General features: G+C 62.3%; 14 protein-coding genes. 3 read left to right on the top strand and 11 right to left on the bottom strand.

The features are described 5' to 3' along the window. The first annotated feature begins 185 nt into the window (after positions 1–185). Positions 186–1,676, top strand: coding sequence for an aldehyde dehydrogenase family protein (locus AC07VV_RS18705; protein WP_273540977.1), 1,491 nt, complete (start codon positions 186–188; stop codon positions 1,674–1,676). 16 nt (positions 1,677–1,692) lie between these two features. Here AC07VV_RS18705 and qhpG read toward each other — a convergent pair whose 3' ends face one another. The 7 genes from qhpG to AC07VV_RS18670 all read right to left on the bottom strand — a co-directional run bounded on the left by qhpG (position 1,693) and on the right by AC07VV_RS18670 (position 10,998). Beyond that, positions 1,693–2,988, bottom strand: coding sequence for a flavin-dependent monooxygenase QhpG (gene qhpG, locus AC07VV_RS18700; protein ID WP_495037077.1), 1,296 nt, complete (start codon positions 2,986–2,988; stop codon positions 1,693–1,695). Beyond that, on the bottom strand, positions 2,985–3,662 hold the full coding sequence (gene qhpE, locus AC07VV_RS18695) for a subtilisin-like serine protease QhpE (protein ID WP_495037076.1): 678 nt from the start codon (positions 3,660–3,662) through the stop codon (positions 2,985–2,987). The genes qhpG and qhpE overlap by 4 nt, the downstream gene beginning before the upstream one ends. Continuing rightward, on the bottom strand, positions 3,652–5,370 hold the full coding sequence (locus AC07VV_RS18690) for an ABC transporter ATP-binding protein (protein ID WP_495037075.1): 1,719 nt from the start codon (positions 5,368–5,370) through the stop codon (positions 3,652–3,654). The genes qhpE and AC07VV_RS18690 overlap by 11 nt, the downstream gene beginning before the upstream one ends. Then, positions 5,370–7,274, bottom strand: coding sequence for a sigma-54-dependent Fis family transcriptional regulator (locus AC07VV_RS18685; RefSeq protein ID WP_495037074.1), 1,905 nt, complete (start codon positions 7,272–7,274; stop codon positions 5,370–5,372). The genes AC07VV_RS18690 and AC07VV_RS18685 overlap by 1 nt, the downstream gene beginning before the upstream one ends. 123 nt (positions 7,275–7,397) lie before the next feature. After that, positions 7,398–8,423 carry a histone deacetylase family protein gene (locus tag AC07VV_RS18680; protein ID WP_495037073.1) on the bottom strand — a complete coding sequence of 342 codons (1,026 nt, stop codon included), beginning with the start codon at positions 8,421–8,423 and terminating at the stop codon, positions 7,398–7,400. A gap of 3 nt (positions 8,424–8,426) precedes the next feature. Further along, positions 8,427–9,665, bottom strand: coding sequence for a Zn-dependent hydrolase (locus AC07VV_RS18675; RefSeq protein WP_495037072.1), 1,239 nt, complete (start codon positions 9,663–9,665; stop codon positions 8,427–8,429). A gap of 22 nt (positions 9,666–9,687) precedes the next feature. Continuing rightward, positions 9,688–10,998 carry an MFS transporter gene (locus AC07VV_RS18670; protein WP_495037071.1) on the bottom strand — a complete coding sequence of 437 codons (1,311 nt, stop codon included), beginning with the start codon at positions 10,996–10,998 and terminating at the stop codon, positions 9,688–9,690. 162 nt (positions 10,999–11,160) lie between these two features. On the opposite strand from AC07VV_RS18670, the gene AC07VV_RS18665 reads away from it, so the two are divergent. Continuing rightward, a complete protein-coding gene (locus AC07VV_RS18665) occupies positions 11,161–12,096 on the top strand; it encodes a LysR family transcriptional regulator (RefSeq protein ID WP_495037070.1) in 936 nt (311 codons plus the stop codon). On the opposite strand, the gene AC07VV_RS18660 is transcribed toward AC07VV_RS18665, so the two are convergent. From AC07VV_RS18660 to AC07VV_RS18650, 3 genes are read right to left on the bottom strand one after another with little or no spacing between them, the layout of a single operon-like run. Then, positions 12,090–13,019, bottom strand: a complete 930-nt coding sequence (locus tag AC07VV_RS18660) for a 2-hydroxyacid dehydrogenase (protein ID WP_495037069.1) — start codon at positions 13,017–13,019, stop codon at positions 12,090–12,092. The genes AC07VV_RS18665 and AC07VV_RS18660 overlap by 7 nt on opposite strands. After that, positions 13,016–13,771: a class II aldolase/adducin family protein gene (locus AC07VV_RS18655; RefSeq protein ID WP_096822115.1), complete on the bottom strand. Its 756-nt coding sequence runs from the start codon at positions 13,769–13,771 to the stop codon at positions 13,016–13,018. Before AC07VV_RS18655 ends, AC07VV_RS18660 begins: the two co-directional genes overlap by 4 nt. Beyond that, positions 13,768–15,069: an MFS transporter gene (locus tag AC07VV_RS18650; RefSeq protein ID WP_273539606.1), complete on the bottom strand. Its 1,302-nt coding sequence runs from the start codon at positions 15,067–15,069 to the stop codon at positions 13,768–13,770. Before AC07VV_RS18650 ends, AC07VV_RS18655 begins: the two co-directional genes overlap by 4 nt. Positions 15,070–15,213: 144 nt before the next feature. Here AC07VV_RS18650 and AC07VV_RS18645 point away from each other — a divergent pair, with 144 nt between their 5' ends. Then, positions 15,214–16,173 carry a LysR family transcriptional regulator gene (locus AC07VV_RS18645; protein ID WP_192558589.1) on the top strand — a complete coding sequence of 320 codons (960 nt, stop codon included), beginning with the start codon at positions 15,214–15,216 and terminating at the stop codon, positions 16,171–16,173. A gap of 12 nt (positions 16,174–16,185) precedes the next feature. Here the strand turns inward: AC07VV_RS18645 and mrdA are convergent, their stop codons facing one another. Next, complete coding sequence (gene mrdA / locus AC07VV_RS18640; protein WP_495037068.1) at positions 16,186–18,078, bottom strand: penicillin-binding protein 2; 1,893 nt, start codon at positions 18,076–18,078, stop codon at positions 16,186–16,188. Positions 18,079–18,324 lie beyond the last annotated feature (246 nt).

Here is an 18,324-nt window from a genome sequence, read left to right as displayed (position 1 = left end):
TGGCTTTGTAGGACGCGTATCTTGCTTCTCAACGGGTGTCGCGTTTTGAGACAAATTCACCCTCATTGCCACCCAAACTCTTCCTCCCTCAGCCCATGCAACGGGGCTGCGCGCCTCCTTCGAGCATTTGGCACAACCATTGCGAAAGCCCCTCTCGATCCCATCGAACAACAAGAGGTTTCGCCATGCCCCTGCCCTATCTGCTCCCTGCCACTTCGGCCTTCATCCAGCGCCCGCCACGCATGCTGATCGGCGGCGACTGGGTCGAAGCCGCCGACGGCCAGACCATGCCGCTGCACAACCCGGCCACTGGCGAAGTGTTGTGCGTGGTGCCTCGCGCCACGCCGGAAGATGTCGACCGCGCGGTGCTCGCCGCCCGACAAGCCTTCGATGATTCGGCCTGGAGCCGCACCCGTCCACGCGAACGGCAGAACCTGCTGTGGAAACTCGCCGACCTGATGCAACGCGACGCCGAACAGCTGGCGCAACTCGAATGCCTGAACAACGGCAAGAGCGCGGCGGTGGCGCAAGTGATGGACGTACAACTGGCCATCGACTTCCTGCGTTACATGGCCGGCTGGGCGACCAAGATCGAAGGTTCCAGCGTCGAGGTGTCGCTGCCGCTGATGCCCGGCGATCAGTTCCACAGTTTCATTCGCCGCGAAGCGGTGGGCGTGGTCGGCGCCATCGTCGCCTGGAATTTTCCGCTGCTGCTGGCCTGCTGGAAACTCGGCCCCGCGCTGGCCACCGGTTGCACCGTGGTGCTCAAACCGGCCGACGAAACCCCGCTGACCGCGCTGAAACTGGCGGAGCTGGTGCTGGAGGCGGGTTACCCGGAAGGCGTGTTCAACGTGGTCACCGGCACCGGCATCACGGCCGGTTCCGCCCTGACCCACAACCCGCTGGTCGACAAACTGACCTTCACCGGCTCCACTGCTGTCGGCAAGCAGATCGGCAAGATCGCCATGGACTCGATGACCCGCGTCACCCTGGAACTGGGCGGCAAATCACCGACCATCGTCATGGCCGACGCCGACCTGAAAACCGCTGCGGCGGGTGCGGCCAGTGCGATTTTCTTCAACCAGGGCCAGGTCTGCTGCGCCGGTTCACGTCTGTATGTACAGCGCAAGCATTTCGACAATGTGGTGGCCGACATCAGCGACATCGCCAATGCCATGAAACTCGGCAACGGCCTCGACCCGAGCATCGATATGGGCCCGCTGATTTCCGCGCGCCAGCAGGAACGGGTCTATCGCTACATCGAAATGGGTCGGGAAAGCGGCGCTACCATCGCCTGCGGCGGTGAGCAATTCGGGCCGGGGTTCTTCGTCAAACCGACGGTGATTGTCGATGTCGATCAGCAGCATTCGCTGGTGCAGGAGGAAATCTTCGGGCCGGTGCTGGTGGCGATTCCGTTCGATGACGAGGCCGATGCGCTGCGCATGGCCAATGACAGCCCTTACGGGTTGGGCGCGAGCATCTGGTCGAACGATCTGGCGGCGGTGCACCGGATGATTCCACGGATCAAATCGGGGTCGGTGTGGGTCAACTGCCACAGCGCGCTGGATCCGGCGTTGCCGTTTGGTGGATACAAGATGTCCGGGGTCGGGCGCGAGATGGGGTATGCGGCGATCGAGCATTACACCGAGTTGAAGTCGGTGTTGATCAAGTTGTAATGACTGCGCTCACGGCTCAGGGCTTGAACCCCTGAGCCAACAGCCACCCGCGAACGGCTCGTCCCTGCTCAAGCGTCAACCCTGCCAGCACCCGATCCGCCGGCTCATCGAGCAAGCGCCGCACCACCGCGGCCAGCTCCACGCCTTGCACATGCCAGATCCCCAGCGGCTGATCCGCCGTGATCACCACCTCGGCCTCATCGACAAACCCGTCACGCAGCACCGGCATCCGCTCAATGCGCAACGCGGCAAAGTCCGCCGCTGCATGGGCCGTTTCAGCGTCGGGCCACTGCCGCCGCGTCTGCCAGAACGGCTGATCGAGCCAGCGCTGTTCATCGGCATAAAAGTCCCGGCCGATCCGCGCAAAGCGCAGGAAAAGCTGCTCCACTCGCTGACGATGAAAACGCTGGGCCAGCGCTGCCCGTTCCGGTTTGCGCAACAGCGTGTTGATCACCACCGGCGCCTGCAACGCCGAAGACAGCGACTGAAAAATCCCGTTGCCGGACAGTGGGTCCACCGCCATCGCCGCATCGCCGACGCGAATCCAGTTTTCACCGCAGACCTGCAGCGCGAGAATTGCCGTGCTGCTGCGGGCGTGCAGTTGCAAATCCGACTCCACGCCACCAGCAAAGAACGCTTGAGCAAAATCCGAAGCCTGACGCCGCGCGCGGCAGTAATCGAGCAACTGCGCCTTGCCCGGCAACCCGGCGCTCGCCACGTCCACTGTCCACTGCCAATAACATTGACCGTCGTCCTGCCGGGCCATCCACGCCCAGCCGTCTTCAAGGCTTTCCACGGCACTGGCCGTCACACCCGACGCACCCTGCCAGCGATTGAGCAGGCTGACCGTCTCCGGCCCGCGCAGACCTTTGCCGGACGCCGGCGCCTGCCGCCCCCGGGCCTCCACCAGAAAATCCGCCGTCAGCCTCTGCCCGCCATCGAGTTCGACCTGATGGCCGTCGGCTGAGGACTGAACATTCAGGATTCGCCCTTCAATCACCTCAACCCCGGCCACCCGCAAGTCTTCACGCAAACCGCGATCGAAGGTCGGGCGATCCAGCAGAAACTCGATGTTCTGCGCATGCTGCTGACCGTTCCATGAAACCTGTCGCTGGGACGGCAACATCGCATTCGCCAACCCGTGATTCAACCCGGCACCACGCAACGCCTCCAGCACCCGTTGCGACACGCCTTCGAGCGCCGCAAACCGCCGCCATTCGCTGACCAGCGTCACGGCGTAACCCAATCGTCGCAGCCCCAACGCGACCGCCGCACCGGCCGGCCCGGCACCAAGAATCAGGATCGAAGTCATGGGCCGAAACGCCGCTCAGGGCCGCGAAAGCGAGCGTGCTGTTTCATCCAGTCGATAACGTCAACATTGCTCGCTTGAGGTTGCTCCAGCAGATGAGCAGCAATGTGACCGCTCAACGCTGCACACCCCAGACTGGCCCCTGACTGCCCCGGATAAGTGCCGCGAACACAAGCGGCAAAATCCGCCTGCGCACTGTCAAGCCACGACCACTGTTCATCAGTGCAACGCGCATCGCCGGTCACCCGCAGCACCTGCGGATAACTCGCCGGAAACACCGCCGCCCCTTGCGCCGGGCTCGATGCACACAACAGAACACCACGGGCCACTGCCGCCGCGCAGGCTTCACGCAACAGACTGCGATCCTGACGCAGACCCAGGCTCAGATTGATCAATCGGACGTCCTGTGCGACCAGCCAATCGATGGCCGCAGAAATCTGCAAGGCACTGGTGACACCGCGCTGATCAAACACCTGGGCCACACACATCTGCGCGGCGGGTGCGCGGCGGCTGATCGCCTCGATCACCGCGCTGCCATGGCCAAGCGGATCGTCGCGCAGATCCGATTCGGCCAGGCCGTCCTCCAGCAGCGAGAAACGCCGCCCGGCAATCACTTGCACCCGTTGCGCCGCCGAGTGTCCGCTGTCGACCACACCGATTCGCAATTCAGGCTTCATGCAGCACCGTTTTCGAAATGAGCACACCGTCGAGCAATTCGAAACGCAGATCGGCATCGGCCAGGGTCGACGGACGATGGCTGATCAGAATCCGCGTGCGCCCGGCAAACAAGCGGTCGATGGCTTCGATCACTTCGCGCTCGGTCGCCTCGTCCACTGCCGAGGTGGCTTCGTCGAGCACCAGAATCAGCGGATCCTGCAACAGCGCCCGGGCAATCGCGATGCGCTGTTTCTGCCCGCCGGACAACTGCTGACCGCGCTCGCCCAGCGGACTGTCGAGGCCTTCGGGCAGCGACGCGATCAGGCTGTCGAGTTGCGCCAGTCGTGCAACCTCGGTAATGGCTTCGCGGCTGGCGTCCGGCACCGCGTAGGCCAGGTTGTCGGCGAGGCTGCCGCGAAACAGCACGATGTCCTGACTGACCACGGCGATGCGTCGACGCAGTTCGAAGAGCTCCAGTTCGCGCAGATCCACTTCACCGAGCAACACCCGCCCGGACTGCGGATCGTGATGCCGTTGCAGCAGATCGATCAGCGTCGACTTGCCGACGCCGGAGCCGCCACTCAAGGCGACTTTCAAACCGTAGGGAATCGTCGCTTCGATGCCGCTCAATGTACTTGGGCGACCCGGATGGCTGAAGTGCACCGCGTCGAAACGCAGCTCACCCAAAGTCGGAAATGGCTTTGGCATGGCTGGAGAAAACACCGTGGGCTCTTCGCCGCGCAACTCCATGACCCGGCCGAGGCTGACGGTCATGCGCTGGATCGCCACGTACAACCCCAACAGGCTCTGCACCGGCCCGACCGCCATCCCCAGATAGGTGGAAAACGCGATCAGCGCACCCAGTTGCCAGGTGCCCTGCACCACCCAATAACCGCCGATCAAAAACGCGCAGGCACGGGACAGCGAGGTCAAGGTGCCGGGCACGGCCTGGGTAAAAAACTCGGTGACTTGCAGGCGCAGCAACTGGTTCATGTAGCCCTGCCCGAGGCTTTCCAGGCGCCGCGCTTCACGCTGCTGCTGGCCGGCGGACTGGATGAATTTCATCACCGGCAAGGTCTCGACCATGAACGACGACATGTCCGCCGAACGCTCGCGCAATTGCCGCACATCGCGCTCGACCTTGCGCCGCATCCAGCGCAGCCACAGCACGTCGAGCGGAATCAGCACCAGCGCCAGCAATGACAGTTTCCACGACAGCGTGAACAGCATCGCTATCGAGACTACCAGACCAATCACACTCGATACCGCCGAGAACAAAGAGTCCACGGCGAAGCGCTGAATCTCGGCCACATCGCCGTCAAGACGCGACATCAGATCACCAATCCGCCGCTGCCCGTAGAAACTTGGCGACAGTTTTTGCAGATGCCGATAAAGGTCATCGCGCAAGGCAAACAGGATCCGCCCGGACAGCCGCGTGTGCAGATAACGGTTGATCCCCGACAACGCCGTGCCGAGCGACCCGGCGATGATCATCAGCACCGCGATCAGCACCAGCATCGGGAAATTGCGCGCCAGCAGCCCGTCGTCGATCAGCAGTTTGACCAGCCACGGCTGCACCAGCACCAACAGCGAAGCGCACACCGACAAACCGAGCAGGCCGACAATCGCCAACCGCTGCGGCCGCACGAAACCGTACAACCAGCGCAACGCCGCTTGCAGCGCGGCGGGGTTCTGGCTCTCGATCAGCCGCACGAACAGGCGCTGCATCACGAGCGCAACTGTTTGAGTTTGCGGTACAGGGTCGCGCGGCTGATGCCGAGGGCGTCGGCGGCGGCCGAGACATTGCCCTGATGGGTGTCGAGGGACTGGCGGATCATCTCCAGTTCGTTTTCGCGAATGCTGCCGGTCTGGGGTTTCTCGGTGGCGCAAAGTTCGTCGAGCATGCTGTCGGGCAGGTGATCAAGGGTCAGCACGGTTTCCCCCGGCTCGCGCATGGCCAGGGCGGTGCGCAGGACCATCTCCAGTTGGCGGATGTTGCCCGGCCAGTGATAAGCGCCGAGCAGGCGATTAAGGTCGTCGTGCAGTACAGCGTTCGGCGCATCGAGTTTGCTCAGCAGACGAGAGACCAGCGCACTGAAGTCCTCGCGCTCGCGCAGGGCCGGGAGCATTACGCTGATGCCGTTGACCCGGTAGAACAGGTCCTCGCGAAACTGTTTTTCTTCGACCTGACGCTTGAGGTCGCGGTGGGTGGCGCAGATCAGTGCGACGTCGATGTCCTGTTCTTCCCCGGCACCCAGCGGCGCGACTTTTCGGTCCTGCAGAACGCGCAGCAAACGCGCCTGCAAGGCCAGCGGCATGTCGCCGATTTCATCGAGGAACAACGTGCCGCCGTGGGCCTGTTGCAAGCGTCCGATCATGCCGCCACGGCGCGATCCGGTGAACGCACCTTCGCGGTAGCCGAACAGTTCCGATTCGATCAGGCCTTCGGGAATCGCCGCGCAGTTCACGGCCACAAAAGGTTTGTCGCTACGGCTGCCGGCCAAATGCAGGGCACGGGCGATCACTTCTTTACCAGTGCCGGTTTCGCCGAGCAACAGCACCGGCAACTCATTGGCGAGACCTTGGCGGGCCATGCGCAAGGCGCGGGCGTAGCGAGCGTTGTTGCCGGCCAGTGCTTCCAGATCCGGTTGCGCCTTGGCGGTTTTCGCTACGCTGCGTGGCGGGCCGCCGAGGTTGACCGAACGTGCCGGGGCCCGCAGGGTCTTGTAGAAAAATTCGCCCTTGGCGGTCTGCACACTGCCGACGCCACCCTGTTGCAGACGGGTCAGCAATTGCACGCCATCGACCCCGAGAAACTCTTCGCAACGCTTGCCGACCAGCGCCGAACGCTCGGCCCGCAGCAACTGACAGGCCTGAGCGCTGACCGCCAGAATCTGCCCGCCGAGACTGACCGCGAGCAGGCCTTGCCAAGGCGATTCCAGATACTGCCGGCGACTGTGGAAGGCGAGGACGATCTGATCGGGAAAACTGTTGTTGAACACCCGGCTCTCGATCTGACTGACCGCCATGCTCAGCAGCGCCGTGCTGTCGTGGACACGACCAAGAGGGCCTTCGCGGGTCAGGTCGAGGACACCGAGAATCTCACCCTGAGGGCAATGGATCGGCACCGAGGTGCAGGAGAAATCGGTGAGGCGGTCGAGGTAATGTTCGCCGCAGTCGATCAGGGTGGGCCGTGCTTCTACCAGTGCCGTGCCGAGGGCGTTGGTGCCGCGTGCAGCTTCGCTCCAGCAGGCGCCGAGGGTGATGTCCTGCAGACCGCTGCCCTTGAGCCGGTCGGCACGTCCTTCGACCGCGAGAATGGTGGCGTCGGAATTGGCGAGGATGATCAGGCCTTCCTTGCCCTGACGCTCGGCCAGGTAATCGATGGCCGGTATCGCCGCATCGATCAGCAGACGATTGCTCGCCAGCAATACATCGAGGCTCGCGCTCGATTCCAGCGCCAGCTCATGCTTGCCATTGAAATGCACGCCGTGGCTCAGGCTGCGCCGCCACGAAGCATCGATCTCTGCACGCAACACGCCATCCGGGACCTGCCCTTCGAGATGGAGTTTTTCCCGGGCCAGCCGGGCTTCGTGGTGAGACTTGGGATCGGTTGTTTTTATTAGAGTCATCAAGCGCTCCGGAGCGGTCCGCTTTGCGCTTTTTTACTTCAGCGCCCTGACGCCAATGTTTACGTTAACGTCAGGGCGATGGCAAGCACCGTAGGGCGCTTGTGTTCCAGCAGGTGGATAGCCTCAGCGCTGCCACACCTCGCCATTCACGAAAAATGCCCGGGCGTTGTCTTCGAGACTTTCCAGGTGATAGCCACCTTCCTGCACGATCAGGCATGGCAGGCCCAGGCTGCGGATCCGCTCACCCAATGCCGCAAAGCCTTCACGGGTCACGGCGACTTTGCTTTGCGGGTCCAGCTCATAGATATCGAAGCCCAGCGACAGCACCAACACCTCGGCGCCGAACTCGCGCACCGCCGCCAACGCAACTTCCAGTTGCCCGAGGAAGTCCGCTTCGCTTGAACCATGCGCCATCGGCAGATTGAGATTGAAGCCCTCCCCCGCACCGCTGCCGCGCTCGTCGGCAAACCCGGCGACGCCCGGATAGAAGTTGGTCGGATCGCCATGCACCGAGACGTAGAGCACGTCATCGCGGTCGTAGAAGATTTCCTGAATACCCTGGCCGTGGTGCATGTCAGTGTCGAGCACCGCGACCTTCTCAAACTTGTCGCGCAACACCTGCGCCGCCACCGCTGCGTTGTTCACGTAGCAGAAACCACCCGCCGCTTCTGCCCGGGCATGATGCCCCGGCGGACGGCACAAGGCGTAGGCCGCCGGCTCACCATCGATCAACGCCTGCGCCCCGGCCACCGCACTTTGCGCCGACCAATAAGCCGAGCGCCAGGTCTGCTCGCCGACCGGACAACTGCCGTCCGCCAGATAGCGCGCGGCCTGGGCGAGGATGCCGCGCAAGGCATTGGGCTCGCGAACGAAGATGTTCGACATCACCTCGTCGCCCCAGTCTTCGGGGATTTCTTTCCAGCGTGCATGTGCTTCCTGCAGGAACGTCAGATACGGCGCGCCATGCACCGCCAGCAACGGGGCGAGACCAGCATCGACGGGCGGCTCGACACTGAAACCGAGACTGTGGGCGGCCTGCACCAGACGTTGCGCGCGCTCGGGGATTTCCTGCGGCGTGCGCATCTGCCCGCGCGAGTAATAGCTGCGTGGATGGTGGAGCAATTGTTCGGGGTGGAAAAAACTGCGCATGCTTCAGACTCCCTGTTCGATACGACCGGCGCGGGCCAGCACGGCGTTGAGCAATACATCGGTGCCCTGCTGCACGTCCTCGGGCAACACATCTTCGGCTTCGTTGTGGCTCAAGCCACCAACGCACGGGATGAACACCATCGCCGTCGGGCAGTAGCGCGCCAGGTGAATCGCGTCATGCCCGGCGCCGCTGACAATCGACTGCTGAGCGTAGCCCAGCGCATCCACCGCCTCTTGCACGGCCGCCACACATTCGGCGTCGAACGGGGTGGCCGGACTGATCCAGTGCGGGGTGATCGTCAGGTTCAGGCCACGACCATCGGCAATCGCCTGCAAGCGGGCGCGGACTTGTTGCTCCATGGCGGCGATGGCGTCGTCGCGGTGATGACGCAGATCGACGGTTAAATTCACCAGCCCCGGAATGGTGTTGCGCGAAGACTTATTGATGCTGAGTTCGCCAACCGTGGTCAGGCCTTCCGGCGCAAAATCCGTGGCCAGACCTTCGATTGCCTGAATCATCCGCGCCACGCCGTACAAGGCGTCTTTGCGCAGCGGCATCGGCGTGGTGCCGGCATGAGCGGCCATGCCTTCCACCCGCACGTCGAGCCAGCGGATCGCCTGCCCCCCCGTGACCACGCCGATGCTCTTGGCGTTGTCTTCAAGGATCGGACCCTGCTCGATATGCGCTTCAAAATACGCATCCACCGCGCCGCCCAACGGACGCTCACCGGCGTAACCGGTCCGCTGCAACGCCTCGGCAACGCTGATGCCATCGGCATCACGCACCGCCAGCGCGGCGTTCAGCTCCATGATCCCGGTGAACACCGCCGAGCCGAACATGGCCGGCGTGAAGCGAGCGCCTTCTTCGTTGGTCCACACCGCCACTTCCAGCGGTTTTCGGGTCTGGATGTTCAGGTCGTTGAGGCAACGCACCACTTCCAGACCAGCGAGCACGCCGTAGACGCCATCGAAACGCCCGCCCTCGGGCTGGGTGTCGAGGTGGCTGCCCATCATCACCGGCGCGGCGTCCGGATCGGTACCGGCGCGACGGGCGAACAGGTTGCCGATGGCGTCCACACTCAGGGTCATGCCGGCTTCGCGGCACCAGTGGGCGAACAGTTCGCGGCCGGCCTTGTCTTCGGCGCTCAACGCCAGACGGCAGCTGCCGCCTCGGGCTGTCGCACCGATTTCGGCCATGGCCATCAGGCTCGCCCACAGGCGTTCGCCATTGATTTTCAACATGAGGTTCTCCTGAAATTCCGGGTTAGGCACGGGCCATTTCCGCGCGATGGGCGCTGGCGTGACGACGGGCGAGAGACAGCACGCAGACCAGCGAAATGCCAGCGATCAGGCTGTAGAACACCGCCATCGGCCACCACTGCCCGGTGAACTTGTGCGCCAGCATCGTGCCGATCAGCGGCGTCAGCCCACCGGCCACCGCGCCGCAGATCTGATAGGCCAGCGAGATCGCGGTGTAGCGCACGCGGGTCTCGAACATGCCGCTGACGTAACCGGCGATCACCGCATAGAACGACGCCATGCACACCACCGCCAGCGCGATGCCAAGGATGATCAGCGGCGCCTGGGCCGAACTCACGAGCACGAACATCGGATACGGCGAGGCCATCGCCAGCAGCGACACCAGGCACAGGAAACGCGTCGCACCGATCTTCTCCGCCGTCCACGCCGCCAGCGGTTGAATGCAGAACTGGATGATCGCGACGAAGAACAGGCATTCGAGAATCAGCGAACGTGGCAGCGCCAGTTGCTGAGTGGTGTACGCGATCATGAAGGTGTTGGTGAAATACACCCCGGCGATGCCCAACGTGTTGGCGCCGATGCACAGCAACAGCGGCCGCCACGCAGTGCGCAGTACTTCCATTACCGGCGCCTGTTCTTTCTTGATCTGCTTGCTGGCCTGCTCGCGGCTGGCGAGGAATTCCGGCGACTCATTCACGCCCAGGCGAATCGCCAGGCCCACCAGCAGCAACAGCGCACTGGCGAGGAATGGCAAGCGCCAACCCCAGCTCATCAGGTCTTCTTCCGGCAAACGGGTCACCGCACTGAAGGCCAGCAGCGACAGGATCAACCCCGCCGGGCTGCCCAGTTGCGCGAACGAGGCGAAGAAATTGCGCCGGCCCTTCGGCGCGTGTTCGCCGGCCATCAACACCGCCCCGCCCCATTCGCCACCGACGGCGATGCCCTGGACGATGCGTAGCAGAATCAGCAGTGCCGGTGCCGTTGCGCCGATTTGCGCGTAGGTTGGCAACAGACCGATGCATACCGTGACCACGCCCATCATCAACAGCGTGATGATCAGGGATTTCTTGCGGCCGATACGGTCGCCGATGTGGCCAAAAATGATCCCGCCCAACGGCCGGGCGAAGAAGCCCACGGCGAAGGTGCCGAACGCAGCCATGGTGCTGAACAGCGGATCGTCGGAGGGAAAGAACAGCGCGCCGAACACCAGCGCGGCGGCGGTGGCGTAGATATAAAAGTCGTACCACTCGATCATGGTGCCGATGAAGGCAGCGGCGGCCGCACGGCGTGGCTGGTTCGAAGCTTGAGGCTTCATGGGTCGGGCTCCTTTGATTGTTTTTCTGGCAGGAGGGAAACGGCAAATCCGAGGCGCTCTGGCGGCGCCTGTCGTGGGGTGATTTATCGTTCCGGGGCTATGATTAGTCAATTTTCTATTTATTATTCCGACTATTACCCCACCTTATAATCGAGAAATCCCATGGCCGAACGCGACGTCCAGCGCCTGCTCAACGACCGCCTCGACTGGAACCTGTTGCGCACTTTCCGGGTGATCGGTCAGGAGCTGAGCATCAGCCGCGCTGCCGCCCGTCTGCACCTGACCCAACCAGCGGTGAGCCAGGCGCTCAAGCGTCTGGAGGAGCAACTGGGCCGCCAGTTGATCGCCCGCCGCGGTCCGCGATTTGCGCTCACCGAAGTCGGCGAGCAGATCTTCGAACTGGCAGGCGAGATCTACGGGCAGATGTCCCAGGTCAGCAGCCTGCTGGAGCAACCGGCCGACGAAGTGATCGGCAAGGTTCGGCTGCTGATCATCAGCCGGATCTTTTCCGAGCGCTTCGATGACTTCCTCGCTGACTTCCATCGGCAATATCCACGGGTCGATCTGGAGGTCGATGTAATGCGCAGTTCGGACATCGTCAGCGCTCTTCAGGAGAAAACCGCGACCCTCGGCCTGAGTCTCAACCGTCGCCCGCAACCGCGTCTGGAACAGCGTCTGTTTCTGCGTCAGCGCTATGCGTTTTTCTGTGGCAAGCACCATGCGCTGTTCGGCCGACAGGACATCGGCGAAGGCGATTTGCAGCGGGAGAACTTCGTCAGTTTCACCAGTGACCAGATCGGCGGGATGCTCTCGCCGCTGACGATCTTTCGTGATCAACAGGGCTTCAGCGGACGCATCGTCGCGTCATCACCGAGCCTGGAAGAAGTGCGGCGACTGGTAATCGCCGGATTCGGTATCGGTTGTTTGCCGGAGCACGTGGTGGCGACGGACGTCGAGGCCGGATTGCTCTGGCGCCTGCCGCCTCACGAGGGCATTGCCGACGTCGACATTCATCTGCTGTGGAACCGCGAGCAGCGCATGAGCCGTGCCGAAACGCTGTTCATCGAACGCTTGCAGGCCTGCCTGGCGGATCAGTAACCGAGCAATCGATCCGCGCTGTTCAGCAATGGCTCACCGGCATTCAATCGGCGGAAGTTCTCGGCAATCTGCTCGGCGATGCAGTCGTGCGAAGCCGCCGAAGCCATGTGCGGGGTGATGGTCACGCCCGGGGTTGTCCACAGCGGATGATCGGCGGGCAGCGGCTCCTGTTCGAAGACATCAAGCAGCGCCCCGCGCAGTTTTCCACGGGCCAGCGCCTGTTGCAGATCCTCAATGTTCAGATGCCCGCCGCGCCCGACGTTGACCAATGCCGCGCCGTTGGCCAGTCGTTCGAAGGTCTGGCGATTGAGGATGCCGCGTGTCTCGTGAGTCAGCGGCAACAGGTTGATCAGCAACTCCACGCCGTCGAGAAACGCGTTGAAGGCATCGGTGCCGGCAAAGGTCTGCACGCCCGGCAAATCCTTGCTGCTGCGCGCCCAGCCACGTACGTCGTAACCAGCGGCGGCCAGGTCTTGGGCAATCGCGCTGCCGAGTGAACCGAGCCCCATCACACCGATCCTGAATTGACTGGCCGGGCGTTGCAGCGGTCGCTCCCAATGCTGTTGGCGCTGTTGCTCAAGCACCTGATCGAAGCCGCGATGATAGTGAATCACCGCCCAGCGCACGTACTCGGTCATGCCTTGGCGATGGCCGGGATCGACCACCCGGCACACCGGCAAATCGGGGCACGACGGATCGTGCTCCAAATGATCGATGCCGGCGGCAACCGAGTGAATCACTTGCAGATTGGGCAACGCGGCAAGGCTGCCCGGCAGCGGAAACCAGCACGCCGCGATCTGCGCATTCGCCGCTTGGGGATCGTCGGCCAGCACCGCCGAGAGCTGCGGCGCGCGGCGGGCAAAGGCTTCCTGCAATTGTTTGAGCAACAGCGTGTCGCGTGACATCAGTGCAACGGTGTTCATGACAGATAGGACTCGCGCTGGGATTCGATGAGGGTCAGTGCGGCCTCCCAGGCCAGGTCGATGATGTTGTCCTGCTCGTCGCGGTCAAACTGCTCGGCGGTGTGGGCGCAGACTTCCGGCGACGGGTAATGCAGCTCGCAACCGCCGGCCAGTGCTTGCACTTGCGCCTGGCAGGCACGCTCCAGGAAGTGGATTTCCTGAAACGCCTGGGCCACGCCGGAACCGCCGACCAGCAAGCCGTGATTACGCAGGATCATCGCCCGGTGCGGGCCGAGGTCGGCGATCAAGCGCTCGCGCTCATCCAGCGACAACGCGATGCCTTCGTAGGTGTGATACGCCAGTTTTCCGTAGAACTTCAGCGCGTGCTGACTGATCGGCAGCAGACCTTGCTTCTGCGCGGCGACGGCCATACCCGCAGCGGTGTGGGTGTGAATCACGCAGTTCAGATCCGGCCGCGCCATGTGGATCGCCGAGTGGATCACGAACCCGGCGGCGTTGACTCGATGCCCGGCGTATTCAGGGTCGACAATGCGCCCGTCCTGATCGATGCGCACCAGATCGGAGGCACGCATGCGGTCGAAGATCACCCCGTAGCGGTTGATCAGGAAATGATGCTCCGGCCCCGGAATCCGCAGGGTGATGTGGGTGTCGATCAGGTCGGTCATGCGAAAGTGCGCGATCAAGCGGTACAGCGCAGCGAGCTCACAACGGGCTTGCCATTCGATCGGGTCAATGTGGGCGGGTTTACTCACGAATACACCTCTTTGCTTGTGTGAAGAACAACCGGGTTGGCCCGCAGGCGTGCGAGGCCACAGACACCGATCAGCGACAGGGCGGACAGCAGCGTGAAGAACACCGCCAACGGCAGCCACTGCCCGGAAAACTTGCTGGCGAGCAGCGTGCCGATCAGCGGCGTGGTGCCGCCGGCCAAGGCGCAGCTCAACTGGTAGGCGATGGAAATGCCCGAGTAGCGCAGGTGCACCGGGAACGCCTGGGTCATGTACCCGGCGATCACCGCGTACAAAGCCGAGAGAATCACCACCGCGACGGCGATGCCGAGAGTCATCAGCAGGATGTTCTGAGTGCCAACCAGCAGGAACATCGGGTACGGCGTGACCATGCACAGCAACGCGACCAGCATCAGGAACCGCCCTTCGCCGATGCGCTCGGCGAGCAGCGCCGACAGCGGTTGCGAGAGCAATTGAATGACCGTCACCAGAAACAGGCAGTCGAGAATGGTCGCCCGCGGGATACCCTGATATTGGGTGACGTAGGTGATCATGAAGGTGTTGGTGAAAAAGAATCCGGCCGAACCGATGGTCACGGCGGCAGCGGCGAACAGGATCTGCCGCCAGCATTGGCGAATCACATCCTTCACGGGGTATTGGGCGGTTTCGTTGTTGTCCCTGGCTTTGGCGAACTCCGGCGATTCATGCACACCGGAACGGATCATCAAGCCAACCATCATCAGCACACCGCTGGCGAGAAACGGCAGACGCCAGCCCCAGGCGAGGAAGTCTTCCGGCGACAGCGACGTCACCAGACGGAATGCAATCAACGCCAGCAGCAAACCCGCCGGGCTGCCGAGTTGGGCGAACGAGGCATAGAAGGTCTTGCGTTTGGCCGGCGCGTGTTCACTGGCCATCAACACCGCCCCGCCCCACTCGCCGCCGACGGAGATGCCCTGGATCAGGCGCAACACGATCAGCCCGATGGGTGCCCAGATGCCGACGCTGGCATAACTCGGCAGCAGACCGATGCCAGCGGTGGCCAGGCCCATCAGCGCCATGGTCACCAGCAGCATTTTCTTGCGACCGAGGCGATCGCCCAGATGGCCGAACACCATGCCGGCCATGGGCCGGGCGATGAAGCCGACGGCGAAACTGCCGAACGCGGCGAGCGTGCTGGTCACCGGGTCGCTGCTGGGAAAGAACACTTGCCCGAGCACCAGTGCGGCGGCGGTGGCGTAGATGTAGAAATCATAGAATTCGATGGTCGTGCCAATGAAGGCAGCGGCCGCGGCGCGACGCGGCTGAGCGGTGGTGTGCATGCAAGAACCCTGTGTATTTATAGTTTTGGGCAGGTGTCGAGGCGGCTGACGGTCGCGCTCTGTGGCGCTTGTGGGCTTTATCGCTTCCGTGACAGGATTAGTCAATTTTCAAAAACTTATCTTTACTATTAGCGTGGCTACTGCATGACTTCTTCCTCGAATCCTTGGATCGGCCGGCGTTTTCTCAATGACCGGCTGGACTGGAACCTGCTGCGCACGTATCTGGTGATCGGTCAGGAAGGCAGCATGAGCCGCGCCGCTGCGCGTCTGCACATCACCCAGTCGGCGGTCAGCCAGGCGTTGAAACGCCTCGAAGAACAATTGGATTGTGTGTTGATTGCGCGCAGCGGACGGCGCTTTGATCTGACGGAAACCGGGGAAGAAGTGCTGCGGATTGCGGCGGATATCTACGGCGATATTTCCCGTTTGGGCACCGTGGTCGAGAATCGTCATGACGACGTTGTCGGCAAGATCCGCATCCTCACCGTCAGTGGTGTGCAGGCTCGGCATTACGACGAGTTTCTTGCGGATTTCCACGAAACCCACCCGAAAATCGAGCTGGAAGTCGAGGTGATGGGCAGCTCGAACATCATCAGTTCACTGCTGCAAAAGACCGCTACGGTCGGCGTCGGACTGTGTCGCCTGCCTCAGCCACGGCTGGAGCAGCGGGTACTGTTTCGTGAGCGCTACGCGTACTTTTGCGGGCAACGGCATCGACTGTTCGGACAACAGAATCTGACGCTGGAACAGTTGGCGGCGGAGAACTTTGTCAGCTTCACCAGCGATCAGCTCGGCGGCAATCTTTCGCCGTTGACGCTGTTTCGTGACCAGCAGGGGTTTACCGGCAAGATCGTCGCGTCCTCCACCAGTTTCGAAGAGATTTATCGCCTGATCTGTGCAGGGTTCGGGATTGGTTGTTTGCCGATTCACCTGGTTCGACGGGATGTCGAACAGGGCTTGCTGTGGCGCTTGCCGCCGGAGGATGGGGTGGTGGATTTCGATATCCAGCTGCTGTGGAATCGCGAACAGAAGATGACTCAGGCTGAAACGGTGTTCCTCGACAGCTTCCAGCACATGCTCAGCCTGCGTGAGCCTGTGCTGTGAAGCTGGATCGAGTTACACGTGTGGATCGCCCGGTGCCTTGGTCGGCGCCGCATATTGCGGCTTGAGATGACCGTCCTGGTCGAGTAGCCAGGCGTCCATGATCTGCCGCACCACAGGACCTGCGACTCGACCACCGGCCTCGCCGTTTTCGATCATCACCGAGATGGCGATCTTCGGATGTTCGGCCGGGGCAAAACCGACGAACAACGCGTTGTCACGATGGCGCTCGAGGGTTTTCTCGCGGTTGTAGCGCTCGCCCTGCTTGATCGCCACCACCTGCGCGGTACCACTCTTGCCGGCGATTCGGTACTGAGCGCCGGCGGCCGCTGCCCGGGCGATACCCCGAGCGTCGTGCATCACCATCTGCATACCGTGGTTGACCTGCTCCCAGTCGCGCGGGTCCTTGAGCAGGATGTTCGGCATCGGGTGCTCGTCCACCGGCGGCACACCGTCGACAGTCTTGGCGAGGTGCGGACGATTCCATACACCCTTGTTGGCGATCAGTGCAGTGGCCTGAGCCAGTTGCAGCGGCGTGACCTGCATGTAGCCCTGGCCGATGCCCAAGATCACCGTCTCACCGGGGAACCAGGCCTGACGACGGGTGGCGCGCTTCCAGGCCTGGGAAGGCATCAGGCCGGGAGACTCTTCGAACATGTCCAGCGAGACTTTCTCGCCGAGGCCGAACATTGCCATGTAGTCGTGCAGGCGATCGATGCCGAGCTTGTGCGCCAGGTCGTAGAAGTAGGTGTCGTTGGAACGCATGATCGCTGCGTCCATGTCCACCCAGCCGTCGCCGCTGTGGTTCCAGTTACGGTACTTGTGGTCGAAATCCGGCAGTTGGTAGTAGCCAGGGTCGAAGACACGGGTCTGAGGCGTGACCACGCCGGCGTCAAGTCCGGCAATCGCCACTTCCGGCTTGATCGTCGAACCGGGTGCGTACAGACCACGCAGTACGCGATTGAACAGCGGCCGGTCGATGGAGTCACGCAGCGCCGAGTATTCCTTGGAGCTGATACCGGTCACGAACAGGTTGGGGTCGAAGCTCGGGTTGCTGACCATGGCCAGTACTTCGCCGGTCGATGGATCCAGTGCAACCACCGAACCACGACGATCACCCAATGCAGCTTCGGCGGCCTCCTGGAGCTTGATGTCGAGGCTCAGGACAATGTTTTTACCGGGAATCGGATCGGTGTGTTTCAGAACCCGTAATACGCGGCCCTGAGCGTTGGTCTCCACTTCCTCGTAACCGACGTGGCCGTGCAGTTGTGGCTCGTAAAAGCGCTCGATACCGGTTTTGCCGATGGACTGCGTGCCACGGTATTCGACCGAGTCGAGGGTCTTGGATTCTTTTTCGTTGATGCGTCCGACGTAGCCGATCGAGTGTGCGAAGTGCGCCCCGAGCGGGTAGTTACGGACGAACTGCGGTTCGACATCCAGGCCAGGCAGGCGGAACTCGTTGACGGCGAGTACGGCGATCTGTTCTTCGGTCAGCTCATAGAACAGGGTCACCGGCGTGAACGGGTGACGCGACTGTTTCATGGCTTTGTCGAACATCGTACGATCTTCAGCGGGCAGGTGCAGGAGGCTGATGACTTCGTTTAGCTCCTGATTGACATCCGTTGCACGTTCGCGGGTGATGATCAGGTTGTAACTGGGACGGTTGTCGGCCAGCAGCACGCCATTGCGGTCGTAAATCAACCCGCGAGTTGGCGGGATTGGCAGGACGTGGACGCGGTTGTTTTCGGAGATGGTCGAGTGGTAGTCGAACTCCACCACTTGCAGGATGTACAGGCGCACCACCAGGGCACAGCTGATCGCGAAGACGAACAAGGCACAGGCGACCAGCCGTTTGTTGACCAGACGCGTCTCTTTTTCGTGATCCTTGATGGGGATTGGTTCAGGCATTTCTGCAGCAACTCGTTGACAAAAAATGAGCGCCGATCCTTGGGCGTGACATCAGTCCGTTAAAAAACGAGCTGCACCATACCAAAAACCGAGCGGTCATTTCAGAAGGATTTCCCCAATGGTTGCCATCGCGACGGTCGGAAGCCCCTTTGAGCACTTTCCTGCGGGCAAAACAAAACCCCAACTGCTTTCGCAATTGGGGTTTCGGAATTTAATCTTGACGATGACCTACTCTCACATGGGGAA

Source organism: Pseudomonas sp. GW821-FHT02C04, assembly GCF_059421845.1.
Note: the sequence above shows the minus strand (reverse complement) of the source record. Positions and strands in the feature narration are given on the sequence as shown.

Excerpts from the sequence above, each read along its gene's own strand:
- AC07VV_RS18705 (WP_273540977.1), top strand. The coding sequence starts at position 186 with ATGCCCCTGCCCTATCTGCTCCCTGCCACTTCGGCCTTCATCCAGCGC.
- qhpG (WP_495037077.1), bottom strand. The coding sequence starts at position 2,988 with ATGACTTCGATCCTGATTCTTGGTGCCGGGCCGGCCGGTGCGGCGGTC.
- qhpE (WP_495037076.1), bottom strand. The coding sequence starts at position 3,662 with ATGAAGCCTGAATTGCGAATCGGTGTGGTCGACAGCGGACACTCGGCG.
- AC07VV_RS18690 (WP_495037075.1), bottom strand. The coding sequence starts at position 5,370 with ATGCAGCGCCTGTTCGTGCGGCTGATCGAGAGCCAGAACCCCGCCGCG.
- AC07VV_RS18685 (WP_495037074.1), bottom strand. The coding sequence starts at position 7,274 with ATGACTCTAATAAAAACAACCGATCCCAAGTCTCACCACGAAGCCCGG.
- AC07VV_RS18680 (WP_495037073.1), bottom strand. The coding sequence starts at position 8,423 with ATGCGCAGTTTTTTCCACCCCGAACAATTGCTCCACCATCCACGCAGC.
- AC07VV_RS18675 (WP_495037072.1), bottom strand. The coding sequence starts at position 9,665 with ATGTTGAAAATCAATGGCGAACGCCTGTGGGCGAGCCTGATGGCCATG.
- AC07VV_RS18670 (WP_495037071.1), bottom strand. The coding sequence starts at position 10,998 with ATGAAGCCTCAAGCTTCGAACCAGCCACGCCGTGCGGCCGCCGCTGCC.
- AC07VV_RS18665 (WP_495037070.1), top strand. The coding sequence starts at position 11,161 with ATGGCCGAACGCGACGTCCAGCGCCTGCTCAACGACCGCCTCGACTGG.
- AC07VV_RS18660 (WP_495037069.1), bottom strand. The coding sequence starts at position 13,019 with ATGAACACCGTTGCACTGATGTCACGCGACACGCTGTTGCTCAAACAA.
- AC07VV_RS18650 (WP_273539606.1), bottom strand. The coding sequence starts at position 15,069 with ATGCACACCACCGCTCAGCCGCGTCGCGCCGCGGCCGCTGCCTTCATT.
- AC07VV_RS18645 (WP_192558589.1), top strand. The coding sequence starts at position 15,214 with ATGACTTCTTCCTCGAATCCTTGGATCGGCCGGCGTTTTCTCAATGAC.
- mrdA (WP_495037068.1), bottom strand. The coding sequence starts at position 18,078 with ATGCCTGAACCAATCCCCATCAAGGATCACGAAAAAGAGACGCGTCTG.